We start from the raw sequence: 16759 nt of genomic DNA on the forward strand, positions 1-16759 counted from the left end.
ACCGCATTCACACAAAGGACTTCTTGCGCTTAAGCTTGCAGGCTCGCTGCGATCCGATCCCCTACCTCGACGGTCTTGATTGGGGCATCGCCCCGCTTGGCGATGTCCTCCGCCACCGCCTTTTCAATCTTCTGCGCATTGTCTTCATCACCCAGCTGCCGCAAAAGCATCGCCGCCGACAAGATAGCCGCGGTGGGATCCGCGATGCCTTGTCCGGCAATATCAGGTGCCGAACCGTGCACTGGCTCAAACATGGAAGGGTTCTCGCCCGAGGCATCGATATTGCCCGAAGCAGCCAACCCAATTCCGCCAGTAATAGCGCCTGCTAAGTCCGTTAAGATGTCTCCAAAGAGGTTATCGGTCACGATGACATCGTAACGGGAAGGATCCGTCACCATGTAGATGGTCGCGGCATCGATGTGGTTATAGTCCACCTCCACCTGCGGATATTCCGCCGCAACCTCTTCCACCGTGCGGTGCCACAAGTCGCCGGCGTTGACGAGGACATTGGTCTTGTGCACCAGGGTCAGGTGGTTGCGGCGCTGCGATGCCCGCTCAAAAGCATCGCGCACCACGCGCTCTACCCCGAAGCGGGTATTTTGCGAAACCTCGCTGGCTACCTCGTGCGGCGTTCCTTCCCGCAGCGTGCCACCATTGCCGCAGTACAAGCCCTCGGTGCCTTCACGCACCACAACGAAGTCGATCTCGCCCGGGTTAGCCAGCGGCGAGTGGGCCGTGGGGTACAAGATGGAAGGGCGCAGGTTCACGTGGTGATCGAGTGCAAACCGCATCTTCAATAACAGGCCGCGTTCCAAGACGCCCGGGGGAACCTCACCTGGTGCACCAATGGCACCCAGCAAAATGGCATCGTGCTCGCGCAAGCTGGCCAAGTCTGCGTCCGTTAAAAGCTCGCCATTACGCAGGTAGCGCCGCGCGCCCAAGTCATAATCGGTGGTTTCAATATCGCTGCGCACGGTGCGCAGCACCTTCAGGGCTTCCGCCGTTACTTCCGGCCCAATGCCGTCGCCGCCAATAACCGCTAATTTCATTAGATAGGATTCCTTTCTCACATAGTGGATTAGGGATTAGCCTACCAAAGGAAACCCGCCCATCGCAGCATAATTCTGCGCGATGGGCGGGCACGAGTACGCGGTTAGGCCAATCCGTCCTAACCTGCGCTGAGATTATTCATCCATGTCGAATTGCTGGCACGTAGCGCCAAGGGCGGAGTTGATCTCCTCGATGAGAGAATCTGGCACCTCGGACTCCACGCGCAAGATCAGCACGGCATCGGATTCCTGCTTGCCCTGCGTCAAGGCTGCGGCGATGATGTTGATGCCCGCAGCACCCAGCTTGGTACCCACGGTACCCAGCGCGCCTGGGGCATCGGCATAGCGGAAGAACAGGTTGCGGCCCTCGGCCCGCATATCCACGCCACGACCGTTAATACGGACAAACTTTTCGGTCCCGTCAATACCGATGAGCGCACCGGTAAGCGAGGAGGTCACGCCCTCCGCGCTAATGACCTTGACCTGCAAGGAAGAACGGTGGCCCTTGGATTCTGGGTTGGTGGATACCGAAACCTCGACCCCGCGGCTTTCGGCAATCTTCATCGCGTTGACGAAGGTAACCGGCTCTGAGGTCACGCCGCTAAACAGGCCACGGACGGCGGAAAGGCCCAGCACGTCCACATCCTCAGTGGACAGCTCGCCGCAAGCCTCGATCTCCACGGCGACGGGAGCCTGGTCCAACAGGCGTCCGGCCGTAAGGCCCAGCTTGCGGGCGAGGTCGAGCCAGCCGGCAACCTCTTCTCCCACCGTGCCGCCGGAGACGTTGACCGCATCGGGAACGAACTCGCCGGCCAGAGCCTTGAGCACAGATGCGGCGACATCGGTACCCGCGCGGTCCTGTGCCTCCACGGTGGACGCGCCCAAGTGCGGCGAGACCGTGACCTGCAGCAGCTTAAACAACGGGGAATCCGTGCACGGCTCCGTGGAGTAGACGTCAAAGCCCGCACCGCGGTGGTGGCCGGAGGTAATGGAATCCGCCAAGGCCTGCTCGTCTACGAGGCCGCCGCGGGCGGCGTTGATAAGAATCTGGCCTTCCTTTGCCTTGGCCAGAAGCTCCGCGTTAAACATTCCGGCGGTCTCTGGAGTCTTAGGCAGGTGAATGGTGACAAAATCTGCCTGCGCCATCAGCTCTTCCAGCTCGACCAATTCCACGCCAAGCGCTGCCGCACGCGCCGGATTGGCATAAGGATCGTGGGCAATAATCTTCGTTTCAAAGGCGCTTAACCGCTGGGCAAAAAGCTGACCGATGTGGCCGAAGCCAACGATGCCAATAGTCTTGCCGTAGACCTCGACGCCCTTGAAGGAAGAGCGCTTCCACTCGCCCTCGCGCAGGGACTGATCCGCCGCAGGAATCTGGCGGGCAGTGGCCAAAAGCAGGGCAATCGCCTGCTCGCACGCAGAGTGGATATTGGAGGTGGGAGCGTTGACCACCATGACACCCTTATTGGTGGCGGTGTCAATATCCACGTTATCCAGTCCCACGCCCGCGCGGCCCACAATCTTGAGCTTGGGCGCTGCTTCTAGAACTTCAGCGTCGACCGTGGTGGCAGAGCGAACGAGCAGCGCATCTGCTTCTGGAACCGCCGCAAGCAATTCCTCGCGGTTCGGGCCATCTACCCAGCGCACCTCGACGGAATCCCCCAACGCCGTCACTGTGGATTGGGCCAATTTATCGGCGATAAGAACTACCGGCTTCGACATATCATCCTTCGTTTCAATTCGTTGTGCATTACGCGAAAATCACCGCGTGTGAAGGAAGTGTAGTTCAGTTTGGGGTGCCCTGCCTTATTTTTTCCTTAAATTCTTTCACTTGACCGAATTCCGGGCCCAAAGCAATCAGGGAACCCTCATCCAATCCCGCCACCATGGCCATACTCCGCTTATCTTCCAGCGGATCTGCCGTCGGCATCAGCAATACTGAACCGCCATAGGCCGCGGCCGTAATGACATTGGCTACTGGGCTATCCGCCGTAGCCACAATATTGGGCGCCATCTGGCCATCGCGCCGTGACTGCGCTGGAACGGGCGGTAACTTTTTGTCATCATCCTCCGGTTCGCCCTCATAAGGAATCCAGGCGGGGCGCAACTCAACATAGGGAGTATTATCCAGCCGCGCGATGTCTTTGACCATCTGTTTCGGTGAGGCGACTACCTTGGACTCGTACTGGAATGCCGTAAAATCTCCCAACGCCTCATGCGTGCCTGGGTCCTTGATGACCGTGAAATCACCACTGGATTGAGTCCATGGAATATCACCAATGATGACGAGTCGTTTTACTTCCAAGTCACCTACCAGGTTGAGGATGTCACCGCGCCGCGAAGGATCGTATTCCACGGCCGGCAAGTGCTGGTTAATCGCCAACGTTGCCGCGCGCAATTTGGATTTAGCATCGGGTGCAAAGAGCACCATCGAGTCAGAATCTTCAAAAAAAGTCCGTGCAGCGTCAATGCCGCTAGGATCATCGATGATTTCTAGCTTGCCAGCGAATTTGGGATCGATCAGGCGGTTTTGATTCTCTGACTTGGCGCGCTCAAGCTCAACATCGGACTCGGAGAGATCCGAAAGCCCTCGCTTAACAAGCTTGGGCTCCTGCAAGGCATCGCCGCAGCCGACAAGTACGAGGGAGGCTGCGATAACCGCTGCAGCCGCCCGATACCTCTTAGCGGCCAAATGCATGTGGCCCCTCTTCACCGCCGGCCAGGTTTGCTTCATCGACATCTCGAATGACGGGAATGCCCAAGGTTTCTTCCACCAGGTTCACAAAACGATGGCGACGATCTGCCAAGAATTCCTGAATCTTCGATTCCCTCAGGTTTGCTACATCGAGATCGTGAGATGCCAAGACAGCATCAAATTCCTCGTCTTCCATGATGGACTTGGATTGCACGCGAGGCAGGTAGCGGTTCGGCGCGAACCCATCGAGGACGACCTCTGTGCGCTTGCCCATCGGGGTGTAGTTCATGACCGAATGGGCCAAGACCGAATCCACCCCGTGGCGCTGGCACCAATTCAGTGGGAATACCGGGAAAAACCCGGGCTTCAACTCTTCAAAGGTGTGGCGAGTAAATTCGCTGCCCGTCCGCCAATCCTTCGCGCCGCGGGCCATAAGCAGGGCATAGATTCCGTGCCATACCCCATCGTTTTCATCGACCGAGAGCAGGCGGGATTCCCGGAATCCTGCATCCGCGACCGTCTTGGGAACATCATCGGTGGCCCCGGCAACCCACTCGGTCACCTCATCCACATCGCGGGCGGCGCGCAGCGGCACCGCGGAAGAACCGTAGAGCTCGCCAAAGACGCCACACCAGAACCACTGGTCAATGCGATCCCATGCCTGCTGGCTGGAAAGGGCCCCAGGCCGCTTGGCCAGGCGCGCGATGATGACCGCCAGCGGCACGATCTGTTCCGTATAAGGAACCTGATCGAGGCTTAAAATGCGGCGCTGCGCCAAGAATTCGGCAACCTCGTGGAAGGTAATGCGCAGGTCGTGCGCGGCCGCCTTGTACTCGGACAGGGACAGCTTCAAAATGTCTTCGCGCTGGCCGCCGGCATTGCCCTTCTCCCCTGTGACCAAGAGGGATACTGCGGAGAGGAATTCATTGCGTCCGATGCCATCGAGCGCAGGAGAATCCCGCAGATCCTTTTCCACCTGCTGCCAATCGTTAGCAAGGTGGAAGGTCGGATCTTCGGAAGCAAAGACGGCGGTTAAGAGATCGAAGACATCCATCTGCAGGCCGGCCGAGTTCGCCTGGGCAAAAATAGAACCGATTCCAGAGCGCTCCGTTTCGCGGGATAGCCGGATCATCGGGATGTCATAGCCCGCCAAGGGACGCACGATGCGGTTATTGAACGCTGCAAGCTCGGCGCTGTATTGCTCGTGTGTGGCGGCGAGCTCGAAAAGCATGCTGGTGCCTTCCTCACTGAGCAGCGAGGCCACAGGAATGCACATATTATCCAGGCCATCCTGGCGGCAGGTGATAGCCCCATCAATATCGGGGCCGAAGTGCGAGCAGATCTCGCCGTTCTGGTCGACGGCGAAAATGGCGTCATCGGCAAGCAAGTCCCCACTGACCGCGGCACGGACATCAATGAAAAAGCGGCGGTGGACCTTCTTTTTCCGGAAGTCGGTGGTCTTGACAAAACCCTCGCCGTTAAAGCAGTGATACAGGGAGGTTAGGCGCTGTTGACCGTCCAGAAGAAGCAATCCGGGCTCGACGCCAACCTCGGGCGCACCCGCCAAAACCCGGGGACGGAAACGCATCTTCTCATTGCGGGTATCCAGGGCCATCAGCGCGCCAATGGGATATCCACGCAGGACTGTAACGATAAGTGAGCGGATGCGGTCTTCATCCCAGGCATAGCTGCGCTGGAAATCTGGGAGCTGGATATCGCCCCGGTCAATCCGCGAAAAAAGATCCTTGAGATCATAGCTTGGCGTCGTAAAACCCATAGGGCCAATACTACCCGCAACACCTCCGCGGGACCTCACAGACTTAGGTGTGCGACAATGCTCAGCAAAAGCACAAAAGCGGCCCACGGGGAGTTTTCCGCGGGCCGCAGTGACTTCAGCTAGTGACTAGGCAGTAGCGTCCAGTGGGTTCTTGACCCAGCTCATGAGAACGCGCAGCTTGGTGCCGGTCTTTTCGATCTCGTGCTGCGCAAATTCTTCGCGCATTTCTTCCAGCTCCTTGTTGCCGCCCTCAACGTTGGCGAGCAGGCGCTTGGTAAAGGTTCCATCCTGGATATCGGACAGAACTTCCTTCATGCGCTGCTTGGTATCAGCGTTGATGATGCGTGGGCCGGAGATGTAGCCACCAAACTCAGCGGTATCAGAGACCGAGTAGTTCATGTTGGCAATGCCGCCTTCGAACAACAGGTCCACGATGAGCTTCATCTCGTGCAGGACCTCGAAATAAGCCATCTCTGGCTCGTAGCCGGCCTCGGTGAGGACCTCGAAGCCGTTGCGGATGAGGAACTCGACACCACCGCACAGGACGGCCTGCTCACCAAAGAGGTCGGTGACCGTCTCCGCCTCGAAGGTGGTGGGGATAACGCCCGCGCGGGCGCCACCGATGGCAGCGGCATAGGACAGGGTCAGGTCATGACCCTCGTTCTTCGGGTCCTGTTCGGTGGCGATCAAGCAAGGAACGCCCTTGCCGTCAACGAACTGGCGGCGGACTAGGTGGCCTGGGCCCTTGGGCGCAACCATGCCGACGGTGACGGACGCAGCCGGCTCAATCAGCTTGAAGTGGATATTCAGGCCGTGACCGAACAGCAGTGCATTGCCGTCTTCCAGGTTCGGGGCGATGTGCTCTTCGAAGATCTCCTTCTGGGAGGTATCCGGCGCCAGCAGCATAACGACGTCGGCCCACTTGGATGCCTCCGCGACGGACTTGACCTCGAAGCCAGCCTCCTCTGCCTTGGCTGCGGACTTAGAGCCCTCGCGCAGACCGATAACAACCTCTACGCCGGAATCGCGCAGGTTCTGGGAGTGGGCGTGGCCCTGGGAGCCGTAGCCGATGACCGCTACCTTGCGGCCCTGGATGATCGACAGGTCAGCATCATCGTCGTAGTAGGTATCAATAGCCATTTCAAATCCTCAATTCTTTGGTAGGAAAAGCTGTAATGAAGCGTCCTAACGCAGAGTATATATCACTGCGCGGGACAATGTGTTCACATCGTGAGATTTTATTTACTTTTTGGGAGCCGTAGCCTTCGGGCCGCGCCCCAAGGCTACGTGGCCCGATTGCACGAGTTCGCGAATGCCGAAGGGCTCGAGGACTTCAAGCAGCGCCGCGAGCTTGCCCGGCGTACCGGTAGCTTCCACGACAACCGATTCCTTTGCCACGTCGACCACGCGGGCGCGGAAGATATTCACCGCATCCACCACCTGTGCGCGGTTGGAATTATCGGCCGCTACCTTCACCAGCATGATGGCGCGAGCAACCGTGGAATCTTCCTTGAGTTCCACGACCTTGATGACCGGAATGAGCTTATTGAGCTGCTTCGTTACCTGCTCAATGATCACTTCAGAGGCATCCACGACGATGGTCAGCCGGTTAATTCCCGGGGTTTCCGTGTGCGCGGAGACCAGGGACACCAAGCTGTAGCCACGGCGACTGAACATTCCCACCACGCGGGCGATGATACTTTCTACATCCTCAACTAATACCGATAAGGTATGCCGAGTTACCTCGTTTTGCGTCATGGTTTATGCCTCCTGGATAGTTTCGTCGATCTCAGCCGGGGTCTCCGCGGCGGATTCAGCTTCATCAAAAAGCGGGCGCAGGCCGCGGGCGTACTGGATTTCCTCATTGGAGGCACCGCCACCGATCATCGGCCACACCTGCGCATCTTGGCCGACGATGAAGTCAATGACGACTGGCTTATCGTTAATTGCCTGCGCGCGCTTAATGGCCGGAACGACTTCTTCTTCGCTCGTGACCCGGATGGCTTCACAACCGAGCGCTTCGGCCAAACGGACGAAGTCCGGGGTGAAGGCGTTTTCTTCGCGCAGCTTGGTGTGCGAATAGTGCTGATCATAAAACAGCGTCTGCCACTGCCGGACCATTCCAAGGTTGCCGTTATTAATGACGGCAACCTTAAACGGGAAGCCTTCCAAGGCTGCAGTGGTAAGTTCCTGGTTGGTCATTTGGAAGCAGCCATCACCATCGATGGCCCAGACTTCCTTATCTGGACGCGCTGCCTTTGCACCCAAGGCAGCGGGAACGGCATAGCCCATGGTTCCAGCGCCACCGGAGTTGATCCAGGAACGCGGGTGTTCAAAGTCCAAGAACTGCGCGGACCACATCTGGTGCTGGCCCACGCCCGCACAGTAGATAGCTTCCGGCCCCACGGTTTCACTGAGCTTTTCCAAGACGAATTGTGGATTCAGCAGGCCATCATCGGTGGGCTCATAACCGCGTGGGAAACGCTCTTGCATGCCGCGCAGGTAATCGTGCCACTGTTTCACCTCGGTGGCTGGCTGCACATCCTTCTTGCGGTACTCCTTGCTAAGCGCGGTCAAGCACTTCTTGGCATCGCCGACGATGGGAACTGTAACTTCCCGGATCTTGCCAATCTCAGCTGGGTCAATATCGGCGTGGATGACCTTCGCATTTGGCGCGAATGTTGAGGTATCGCCGGTCACGCGGTCATCGAAGCGGGCGCCGATGGCAATGATGAGGTCAGCACGCTGCATCGCCGCGACGGCCGGAACTGTGCCGTGCATGCCCGGCATCCCCATGTGCAGCGGGTGAGAGTCCGGAAAGGTGCCCAGCGCCATCAGGGTGGTAACCACCGGGATATTCGTGAGCTCCGCAAACTCCAGCAGCTCTTGGGAGGCATTAGCTTTAACGACTCCGCCGCCGACATAGAGCACGGGCTTTTCCGCATGCGACATCAATTCCACGGCCTGAGCTACCTGCCGGTGGTGTGGCTTGGTGACTGGCTTATATCCTTGCAGGTCAAGCGTTTCCGGAAAGCGATAATCCAAAAAGCCGTTTTGCACGTCCTTAGGGATATCCACGAGCACCGGACCGGGGCGGCCAGTGGAGGCCAAGTGGAAGGCAGCCGAAATAGCAGAAGGGATCTCTGAGGGATCCGTCACAATGTAATTGTGCTTGGTAATCGGCATGGTGACACCGCGGATATCGGCCTCTTGGAAGGCATCGGTACCCAAAAGGTTACTGCCCACCTGGCCGGTGATGGCGACGATGGGAACGGAGTCCAAGTTGGCATCGGCAAGCGCCGTAACCAAGTTGGTCGCACCGGGACCGGAGGTAGCGATGCACACACCCACCTTTCCGGATGCCTGCGCATAGCCCTCGGCGGCGTGGCCGGCGCCTTGTTCATGGCGGGTTAGCACGTGGCGAAGCTTGGTTGAACCATGCAGTGCATCGTAGAGCGGAAGCACGGCACCGCCTGGAATACCGAATACGAGATCGGTGCCCAGATCTTCCAGCGTGCGGACAATTGCATGAGCCCCACTCATTCGCTCCGCTGACGCAGCTGTCTTTGCAGCGGCCGCGGAAGCAGGCGTGGGCGAGGATGTCGTTACCACGGTGTATGTGCTCCTTGGGTTGGTCTGTCATGGAAACTGATCATCGAAAACGCCCTAGTTACAACTAAAGCCCCCGCGGGCCGGTGGTCTGCGGGGGCGAAAGCGTCGACGTTCAGGAAACGTCGCGGTCACCGCCGCGCTCGTACCACCTGAAGTCGAATCATGATCATATTTCCAACTATATACCGATAGAATTATATCTGGAAGCCGTTACCCCCTTTTGGGAAAAGTTTCTCATATGATGAAACGCGGCGAAAAAATGGTTCGCTTCCCCACCACATGGTCAATTAGGCTGGCTGACTATGACCCCACCAGCACAGGACAAACAACCTCGTCAGTCCACCACCCAGGCAGAGGTCTTCACCCCTTCCCGCGACCACATCTTGGGCATCTTAATTTTGTCCACGATCGCCTTATTAAGCATTGGCTGGGCGCCCAAATACCTGGGGTGGCTGCTGATTATCCCCGTAATCGGCCTCTGGTGGGTCATCAAGGCCCGCACGCGGATCTCTGAGAAAGGCATTTCCATTTCTTATGCGTTCCGGAAAAACGTTTCCATCGCATGGGATGATTTCGCCGGGATTGGCTTCCAGCGCGCCCGGGCCTTCGCGCAGACTAAAAATGGTGCGAAACACAACCTGCCTGGCGTAACCTTCAACTCACTGCCCCGCTTGGCACAAGCATCCCGCGGGCGCATTCCCGATGCCCTCACCCAGGGCCGCGAGGCAGCCGACGACAAGGTCGTCATCGTGCACCGCGACGGGCAGCAGATCCTCTTAAGCAAAGAGGAATATGCTGCATACCTAGAAAAGCACCCCGAACTTAAAGATTCGGCAGAAAACTAAATCTACTTTCTCCCCCATTTGACCAATCCATAAGGAATAGTGACTTAATCCATGTTCCCACTGCGCTCTAAAGTAACTACCGTCGGACGCCAAGCCTCCGGTGCGCGTGCCTTGTGGCGCGCTACTGGCACCAAGGAAAACGACTTTGGCAAGCCCATTGTCGCCATCGCCAACTCTTATACGCAGTTCGTCCCCGGCCACGTGCACCTGAAAAACGTCGGGGATATCGTCGCCGATGCCGTCCGCGAAGCCGGTGGCGTACCCAAGGAGTTCAATACCATTGCCGTGGATGACGGCATTGCCATGGGGCATAGCGGCATGCTGTACTCATTGCCTTCGCGCGAGATCATCTCCGATTCCATCGAGTACATGGCCAATGCGCATACTGCCGATGCCCTCGTCTGCATCTCCAACTGCGATAAGATCACCCCGGGCATGCTCAATGCCGCGATGCGCTTGAATATCCCCACGATCTTCGTTTCGGGCGGGCCGATGGAGGCCGGCAAGGCCGTCGTGGTCGATGGCGTTGCCCATGCACCGACTGACCTGATTACCGCTATCACCGCATCCGCGAATGATAGCGTTTCCGATGCTGGCTTGGCCCAGGTGGAAGAATCCGCCTGCCCCACCTGCGGTTCCTGCTCCGGTATGTTTACCGCTAACTCCATGAACTGCTTGACCGAGGCACTCGGTTTGGCGCTTCCTGGCAACGGCACCACGTTGGCCACCCACAGTGCTCGCCGCGATCTCTTTGAAAAGGCCGGTTCCACCATCGTCGATATGTGCCGCCGCTACTACGGCGAGGAAGACGAGTCCGTCCTGCCGCGCAATATCGCGACCAAGGAAGCCTTTAGCAATGCCATGGCCCTCGATATGGCCATGGGCGGATCTACCAACACCATCCTGCACACCCTTGCCGCAGCGCAGGAGGGCGAAGTGGACTTCACGCTGGATGATATTAATGACATTTCCTACCGCGTCCCCTGCCTGTCCAAGGTCGCGCCCAACGGCACCTACCACATCGAGGATGTACACCGCGCCGGCGGCATTCCGGCTATCTTGGGCGAGCTGCGCCGCGCGGGCCACCTCAACCTCAAGGTACACACCGCCCTTTATGACAATGCGGAGCAGTGGCTCGATGATTGGGATATCCGCAATCCTCGCGTAACCGATCAGGCCCGCGAGCTCTACTACGCCGCTCCAGGCGGCGTGCGCACCACGGAGCCGTTCTCCCAGTCCAACCGGTGGGATGAACTGGATACGGACGCGGTCAATGGCTGCATTCACGATGCTGACCACGCCTTTTCTTCCGACGGTGGACTGGTGGTCCTGCGCGGCAACTTGGCGCCGGACGGGGCCATCGTCAAGGCGGCCGGCGTGGAAGAAGAGCTGTGGACCTTCTCTGGCCCAGCCCGCGTGGTGGAGTCCCAAGAGCAGGCCGTATCCATCATCTTGAATAGAGAGGTCCAGCCCGGCGATGTCGTCGTCATTCGCTACGAGGGTCCGTCCGGTGGCCCCGGCATGCAGGAAATGCTGCACCCGACGTCCTTCCTCAAGGGTGCCGGCTTGGGCAAGGCCTGCGCCTTGATTACCGATGGCCGCTTCTCCGGCGGCACCTCCGGGCTTTCCATTGGCCACATTTCTCCTGAGGCCGCCCACCAGGGACTCATCGGGCTCATTGAGAACGGCGATACCATTTCCATCAATATCCACGAGCGCGAGCTCACGCTCGACGTGGACGATGATGTTCTGGAGCGCCGCCGTGCCGCGCAAGAACAACGCGAAAAGCCATGGACGCCTGTCGACCGCAACCGCCCCATTACCAAGGCGCTGCGCGCCTATGCCGCAATGGCGACCTCCGCAGACCGCGGCGCGGTGCGCGTGGTAGACGGCTACGTGAACTAACGCGCCATCTCTTGAATGGCCGCGAGGTGGGCATCGAATGCTGACTTGCCAGTAGCAGTCAGCATGACCCACACGGTGTCCTTATCGCGGGAAGACCCGTACTCGCGAAACCGGCTGATATAGCCTTCCTTTTCTAGGGCGGTTAATTGTTTGGATAAGGTGGCGGCCGATTGGTCTACTTCTTCCCGCAGCGCCGCGAAGCGCATCTCGCGGCGCACCTGTCCCTCCACCGCACCCCGCGCGTTCAAAACTGCGCAAATTTTGAAGCGATTGAGCGGATAGATAACCGGGTCAATATCACTGAGCACTGCGGCCCTCTCCTTGTCGCGCTGCAACGTCCAAGGCACGAGATTGCAGCACCCAGACCATTGCCGCTGCCCACAAGACCACGAAGATAACCAATGCCCACGTGTGCTCACGCAGCATGTTCGTAACAAACATCGGGACAAGTATTACTGCCATCCCCGCGTAGTATTTCTTATCAGCCTTGGGCTGGGTATACGGATCCTGGCGATAGCTGGTCCGCACCTTATTTTGGTAATGAAGCAGCGCCCACACCAAGAGTCCTATAAGAACAAAGTAGAAAATGAGAAACGCGACGGGGTGCATCACCTCCGCGAATACGGTCATTCCCACATAGAACGCTGCCAATGCAATCACTAGGAGGATATTTTGCACCAGCCGCTTACGCTCAGCCCCTTGATCCTGCAGGCTGTCATTAAACTCGAGCGACTTCTTTAGCTCATCTTCCATCTTTTCTGCCACCATCTCAAAATCCAGCTTTGCTTACTTTCCTTTATGGCAATCCTTTCACTTTCCATAGTGGAAAGCAAGGGTACAAAGAAAATCCCCACCGCATTGACTGCGGCGGGGATCCACTCACGCGGTAGCGAATAACAGGCTAAGCAATGGGGTTTACGGCCGCACCGAAGAACCACACGGCGACCAGGATGGCGATGCCAACCACCACAAAGACCCACGACGTGCCCAGCGGGCGCCGCGCCCAAGAGCGGCCAAAGTCCAAGGAAATGAAACCAGGACCGGTAAATTGCAGGCCAATCGCGATAACGAAAAGTACCAGGGACAGCCATACCGAGTCCGGCCAGTCAAAGACTTGGAGACCGGCGCCTGATTCCGCCAGCTCGTGCAAGGCGGTGAAACCGGTAACGAACAAGCCAAGCATTGCTGCCACCGGGCTAATCAGACCCAACAGGAGGAACGCGCCGGCAATCAGCTGCACGGTCGGCACCGCAAGGGCAAATGAATTGGCCCAAGCGTACTCAGAGTAGTCGCCTTCTAGCCCGGAGACACCCGCGCCATCGCCCAGCGAGAAGAAGGTGGATACTCCGGCAATAATGAGGTAAGCACTCATAGCCAAGCGGACGAAGAAGAGGCCGAAGTCGATGGTGCCGCGGCGTCCATAGCGCTTATAGCCCTCCTTGTCCTCCTGCTCCTGCTGTAGCTTGCGCTCTTGTTCCGCCTGCTCCTCTGGGGTCAGGCCGGCATCTTCAGCAGCAAAGCCTTCGGCCTGCGCCGCCGCCGAGGGATCCAATACCCCGGTATCCTCACCGGTAGATTGCTTACCCCCTTGCTGTCCAGCCTCATTAGCTGCGGTATTAGGCATAACTTCCGTCTCCGCTGCCTCTTGTTTGCGTGGTCGAATTTCTTGCGGCTCGGCGCGCCCTGCGCGCGCGAAGACATCGGGGTTATCCCGTTGCACAGAATCGTAGGCTGGGACGTTGAGATCCTCATCTAAAGGATTAGCTTTATCCGGTTGCTGCTTATCGCTCATATGACCAATTTAAGACACTTGCCTGCAGTTTTGCGGTACCGTTAACGGCGCGCCGCAATTGTTCCCCGCACCTCCCTTCCCCTGGCTTGCAACTTGTTGTAACATCAACAATGTCATGTAGTTGCCATATAAACATTAATTACCGGCGGGACACTTCCCCGTCTCAATAATCCACCAGAATTGGGAGTGAATCGATGACTTCACACGACACCGATTGGGTAGGAGATGCCCGCAATGCTTCGCCAGACGGCGAATTTATTCGCGATACCACCTATATCGAAGATCGTATTTCACCTGAGGTATCTGAGGTAACCGCACAAGACGATGGCACCTTTTATTGGCCGATGAAGGCTGGCCGCTACCGCTTGGTTGCCGCCCGCGCATGCCCGTGGGCCCACCGCGCGGTCATCGCCCGCCGCTTATTGGGTTTAGAAGATTCCATTTCCCTAGCCCTCGCCGGCCCCGTACACGATGCGCGGTCCTGGACATTCGACTTAGATGAGGGCGAAGTGGACCCGGTTTTGGGCTACAAGCGCCTGCAGGAAGCCTACTTCGAGCGCTTCCCAGACTATCCCCGCGGTATTACCGTACCCGCCCTGGTAGAAGAATCGACTGGCCGCGTGGTCACCAATGATTACCCATCTATGGTGCGCGATTTTATTGAGCAGTGGACGGACTTCCAAGCAGAAGGCGCCCCCGATCTCTTCCCGGAGCAGCACCGCGAGGAGATGGAAGAGCTCAATGAGTACATCTTCCATGGCATCAATAATGGCGTGTACCGCTGCGGTTTTGCCGGTTCGCAAGAAGCCTACGAAGAGGCTTATGACCAGCTGTGGGAGGCGCTCGATTGGGCCGAGGAGCGCCTGGGCACGCAGCGCTATATGGTTGGCGATCACATTACCGAAACCGATATCCGCCTATTTGCCACCCTGGTGCGCTTCGACCCCGTGTATTATTCGCATTTCAAGTGCTCGTGCCACAAGATCCAGGAACTGCCCAACCTGCGCGGCTACCTGCAAGAACTTTTCCAGTTGCCAGGTTTTGGTGATACCACCGATTTCACCGAAATCAAGCAGCACTACTTTGCCACTCATTCCGAGATCAACCCCACCCGCATCGTTCCGGTGGGGCCGGATATGTCCTGGTTAGCAGAGCCGCACGACCGCGACCGTTTTGGCGGCCAGCCCTTCGCTCCTGGCGTGCAACTGCCAGGTCCCATCCCCTCCGGTGAGGAAGTAAAGAACCCAGAAGACTTCCAACTTAAGCTCTTCCCAGCGCCGCAGCCGCGTTAATCACCGACCGCGTCAGATCGCTTAAGACCTCGGATTCTAGGCGCCAGCGCTGCCAGTAGAGGTCGATGTCGAGCTGGTGGTCATCGAGAAGCAACAGCTCTTGCGATTCCACCAGCGGCTGGGCCTGGGCCTGCGGCAATAGCCCCCACCCCAGGCCCACGCGCACGGCCTCCAGGTAGCCTTCCGAAGAGGGAATTTGCGAAACCCGGGCGCGCACAACATGGGAGTCAATAAAGCGATCCCGCATAGCATCATCAAGCACCTGGTCATTGGGGCCATAGCCCACCAGCGGCATCGTCTCCCAGGTCAGTTGGCCCGCGTGGAAGCGCTCCGCGATGTGCGGGGCGGCGACGGCGAAATAGCGCATGGTTCCCAAAAACGTGGAATCGCACCCGGATACCGGCGAATGTTCCCTCGTCACGGCGCCTAGAACATCGCCGCGCCGCAACATCGCCAGGGTGCGTGCCTCATCCTCAATGCGGATGCGCAGTGCAACGTCACCCCGCTGCGCGGTATCGCTTAATACCTGCGTAAACCACGGGGCCAGCGAATCGGAGTTGATGGCCACCGACAGGGGCACGCGCGCTAGGCGCTGGCCTAACCGCGCATCGGTTTCTGCCTGCACCAACGCCATACGCCGGGCCGCTTGCACCAAGATCTCCCCGGCCTCCGTCGCCCCCACCGGGTTCGCCCGCCGCACCAGCACGCGACCGGTACTCGCCTCCAAGGCCTTGATGCGCTGGCTCACCGCAGACGGAGAAATTCCCAGGACCGAAGCGGCAACCTCAAAGCTTCCTTCTTCCACGATGGCCAGCAAGGTTTCCAAATGTACGGGGTTCATGAAGCTATTCTAAACCATATGAAGATGGATTAACTGGACTAATTTAAGGCTTGGATTCACACTAGAGGCATGTCCATCGTGCTAGCTGGTTTTGTGCTTGGTTTATCGCTCATTGTGGCCGTCGGCCCCCAAAATGCGATGCTGTTGAAATACGGCATCCGCCGCGATCACATCGGGCTCATCATCGTGGTGTGCGCGCTTTCCGATGTCATCCTTATTACCTCCGGCACCGCCGGTGTCGGCTACCTGGTGGAGCGCTTTCCCACTGCACTTGAGGCGCTCAAGTACATCGGCGCAGCCTACCTCGCCTTTTTCACCTTCACCTGCTTCCGCGATGCCTTTAAAACCAAAGGCGAGGCCAACGACGTGGAATCCACTTCCCCCAATTCCACCGAGGAAGTCGCGACCTTCGACGGCGACAGCGACTCCTCGGGTGGAGCCGGCACCGAGCATGGTTCTGTAGCCACCGCTACCACCACCCAACGCCAAGAGATCAAGCGCTCGCCCTCCTGGGTCAAGCCGCTGCTTACCGCGCTGGCACTGACCTGGCTCAATCCTGGCGCCTATGTCGACGTATTGGTCATGCTCGGCGGCATCGCCAACCAGTATGGAGACCCCGGCCGGTGGCTGTTCGCCGGCGGTGCCATCGCCGCCAGCTTTACATGGTTCCCCGTCATTGGCTTTGGCGCTGCCCGCTTCTCCCACGTTCTCTCCCGCCCCGAGGTATGGCGCTGGATCAACGTTGGCATCGGCGTCATCATGATTGGCCTGACCCTCAAGCTCCTCCTGCTGTAATCCCCTAGCCCAGCTCCAGCCCCAAGCGTTAAAAGGGGGCATCGGCAAGCACAAGGTATAGAAAATCCCTCCCCCGGGAAATGAACTGCTCCCCATTAGTTGGACTGAGAAATCAGTTACCGACTAGTAGGGAGTAGTTTTCTTTGAGAGTACGAA

Annotated in this window: 15 protein-coding genes; 4 read left to right on the top strand and 11 right to left on the bottom strand. The window is 58.3% G+C overall.

The window, feature by feature from the left end; translation table 11 throughout:
• Positions 1-29 precede the first annotated feature (29 nt).
• The 7 genes from ABRP64_RS07100 to ABRP64_RS07130 all read right to left on the bottom strand — a co-directional run bounded on the left by ABRP64_RS07100 (position 30) and on the right by ABRP64_RS07130 (position 9133).
• Complete coding sequence (locus ABRP64_RS07100) at positions 30-1049, bottom strand: 3-isopropylmalate dehydrogenase (protein ID WP_284853770.1); 1020 nt, start codon at positions 1047-1049, stop codon at positions 30-32.
• A gap of 135 nt (positions 1050-1184) precedes the next feature.
• Positions 1185-2771: a phosphoglycerate dehydrogenase gene (gene serA / locus ABRP64_RS07105; RefSeq protein WP_349865960.1), complete on the bottom strand. Its 1587-nt coding sequence runs from the start codon at positions 2769-2771 to the stop codon at positions 1185-1187.
• 64 nt (positions 2772-2835) lie between these two features.
• Entirely contained in the window at positions 2836-3747 is a 912-nt protein-coding gene (locus ABRP64_RS07110; protein ID WP_284770543.1) for a hypothetical protein, read from the bottom strand.
• Positions 3731-5521, bottom strand: coding sequence for a GmrSD restriction endonuclease domain-containing protein (locus ABRP64_RS07115; protein WP_296088482.1), 1791 nt, complete (start codon positions 5519-5521; stop codon positions 3731-3733). The genes ABRP64_RS07110 and ABRP64_RS07115 overlap by 17 nt, the downstream gene beginning before the upstream one ends.
• A gap of 126 nt (positions 5522-5647) precedes the next feature.
• Positions 5648-6661, bottom strand: coding sequence for a ketol-acid reductoisomerase (gene ilvC, locus ABRP64_RS07120; protein ID WP_349865962.1), 1014 nt, complete (start codon positions 6659-6661; stop codon positions 5648-5650).
• A 102-nt stretch (positions 6662-6763) separates the two neighbouring features.
• Positions 6764-7279, bottom strand: a complete 516-nt coding sequence (gene ilvN / locus ABRP64_RS07125) for an acetolactate synthase small subunit (protein ID WP_284770546.1) — start codon at positions 7277-7279, stop codon at positions 6764-6766.
• Positions 7280-7282: 3 nt separating this feature from the next.
• Positions 7283-9133 (bottom strand): acetolactate synthase large subunit, encoded by a 1851-nt coding sequence (locus tag ABRP64_RS07130; RefSeq protein ID WP_284782929.1) that lies wholly within the window; start codon positions 9131-9133, stop codon positions 7283-7285.
• 302 nt (positions 9134-9435) lie between these two features.
• On the opposite strand from ABRP64_RS07130, the gene ABRP64_RS07135 reads away from it, so the two are divergent.
• Positions 9436-9978 carry a PH domain-containing protein gene (locus ABRP64_RS07135; RefSeq protein ID WP_284770548.1) on the top strand — a complete coding sequence of 181 codons (543 nt, stop codon included), beginning with the start codon at positions 9436-9438 and terminating at the stop codon, positions 9976-9978.
• A gap of 51 nt (positions 9979-10029) precedes the next feature.
• Complete coding sequence (ilvD, locus tag ABRP64_RS07140) at positions 10030-11883, top strand: dihydroxy-acid dehydratase (protein WP_349865964.1); 1854 nt, start codon at positions 10030-10032, stop codon at positions 11881-11883.
• On the opposite strand, the gene ABRP64_RS07145 is transcribed toward ilvD, so the two are convergent.
• The 3 genes from ABRP64_RS07145 to ABRP64_RS07155 form a co-directional block, all read right to left on the bottom strand.
• A complete protein-coding gene (locus tag ABRP64_RS07145) occupies positions 11880-12191 on the bottom strand; it encodes a transcriptional regulator (RefSeq protein ID WP_284770550.1) in 312 nt (103 codons plus the stop codon). The genes ilvD and ABRP64_RS07145 overlap by 4 nt on opposite strands.
• Positions 12181-12651, bottom strand: coding sequence for a cb-type cytochrome C oxidase subunit IV (locus tag ABRP64_RS07150; RefSeq protein ID WP_349865966.1), 471 nt, complete (start codon positions 12649-12651; stop codon positions 12181-12183). The genes ABRP64_RS07145 and ABRP64_RS07150 overlap by 11 nt, the downstream gene beginning before the upstream one ends.
• A 133-nt stretch (positions 12652-12784) precedes the next feature.
• Positions 12785-13675 (bottom strand): DoxX family protein, encoded by an 891-nt coding sequence (locus tag ABRP64_RS07155; RefSeq protein WP_349865968.1) that lies wholly within the window; start codon positions 13673-13675, stop codon positions 12785-12787.
• A gap of 194 nt (positions 13676-13869) precedes the next feature.
• On the opposite strand from ABRP64_RS07155, the gene ABRP64_RS07160 reads away from it, so the two are divergent.
• Positions 13870-14967: a glutathione S-transferase family protein gene (locus ABRP64_RS07160; RefSeq protein WP_284853778.1), complete on the top strand. Its 1098-nt coding sequence runs from the start codon at positions 13870-13872 to the stop codon at positions 14965-14967.
• On the opposite strand, the gene ABRP64_RS07165 is transcribed toward ABRP64_RS07160, so the two are convergent.
• Positions 14936-15808: an ArgP/LysG family DNA-binding transcriptional regulator gene (locus ABRP64_RS07165; protein WP_349865970.1), complete on the bottom strand. Its 873-nt coding sequence runs from the start codon at positions 15806-15808 to the stop codon at positions 14936-14938. The two genes, ABRP64_RS07160 and ABRP64_RS07165, sit on opposite strands and share 32 nt — an antisense overlap.
• A gap of 69 nt (positions 15809-15877) precedes the next feature.
• On the opposite strand from ABRP64_RS07165, the gene ABRP64_RS07170 reads away from it, so the two are divergent.
• The gene (locus ABRP64_RS07170) at positions 15878-16603 is read left to right on the top strand and encodes a LysE/ArgO family amino acid transporter (RefSeq protein ID WP_349865972.1); all 726 of its coding nucleotides are present in this window, start codon (positions 15878-15880) and stop codon (positions 16601-16603) included.
• Positions 16604-16759 lie beyond the last annotated feature (156 nt).

The organism is Corynebacterium sp. KPL4015 (genome assembly GCF_040225725.1).
Lineage (GTDB): Bacteria > Actinomycetota > Actinomycetes > Mycobacteriales > Mycobacteriaceae > Corynebacterium > Corynebacterium rhinophilum.

Bases quoted from the DNA above. Each gene is read 5' to 3' on its own strand.
- ABRP64_RS07100 (WP_284853770.1), bottom strand. From the start codon at position 1,049: ATGAAATTAGCGGTTATTGGCGGCGACGGCATTGGGCCGGAAGTAACG.
- serA (WP_349865960.1), bottom strand. From the start codon at position 2,771: ATGTCGAAGCCGGTAGTTCTTATCGCCGATAAATTGGCCCAATCCACA.
- ABRP64_RS07110 (WP_284770543.1), bottom strand. From the start codon at position 3,747: ATGCATTTGGCCGCTAAGAGGTATCGGGCGGCTGCAGCGGTTATCGCA.
- ABRP64_RS07115 (WP_296088482.1), bottom strand. From the start codon at position 5,521: ATGGGTTTTACGACGCCAAGCTATGATCTCAAGGATCTTTTTTCGCGG.
- ilvC (WP_349865962.1), bottom strand. From the start codon at position 6,661: ATGGCTATTGATACCTACTACGACGATGATGCTGACCTGTCGATCATC.
- ilvN (WP_284770546.1), bottom strand. From the start codon at position 7,279: ATGACGCAAAACGAGGTAACTCGGCATACCTTATCGGTATTAGTTGAG.
- ABRP64_RS07135 (WP_284770548.1), top strand. From the start codon at position 9,436: ATGACCCCACCAGCACAGGACAAACAACCTCGTCAGTCCACCACCCAG.
- ilvD (WP_349865964.1), top strand. From the start codon at position 10,030: ATGTTCCCACTGCGCTCTAAAGTAACTACCGTCGGACGCCAAGCCTCC.
- ABRP64_RS07150 (WP_349865966.1), bottom strand. From the start codon at position 12,651: ATGGTGGCAGAAAAGATGGAAGATGAGCTAAAGAAGTCGCTCGAGTTT.
- ABRP64_RS07155 (WP_349865968.1), bottom strand. From the start codon at position 13,675: ATGAGCGATAAGCAGCAACCGGATAAAGCTAATCCTTTAGATGAGGAT.
- ABRP64_RS07160 (WP_284853778.1), top strand. From the start codon at position 13,870: ATGACTTCACACGACACCGATTGGGTAGGAGATGCCCGCAATGCTTCG.
- ABRP64_RS07165 (WP_349865970.1), bottom strand. From the start codon at position 15,808: ATGAACCCCGTACATTTGGAAACCTTGCTGGCCATCGTGGAAGAAGGA.
- ABRP64_RS07170 (WP_349865972.1), top strand. From the start codon at position 15,878: ATGTCCATCGTGCTAGCTGGTTTTGTGCTTGGTTTATCGCTCATTGTG.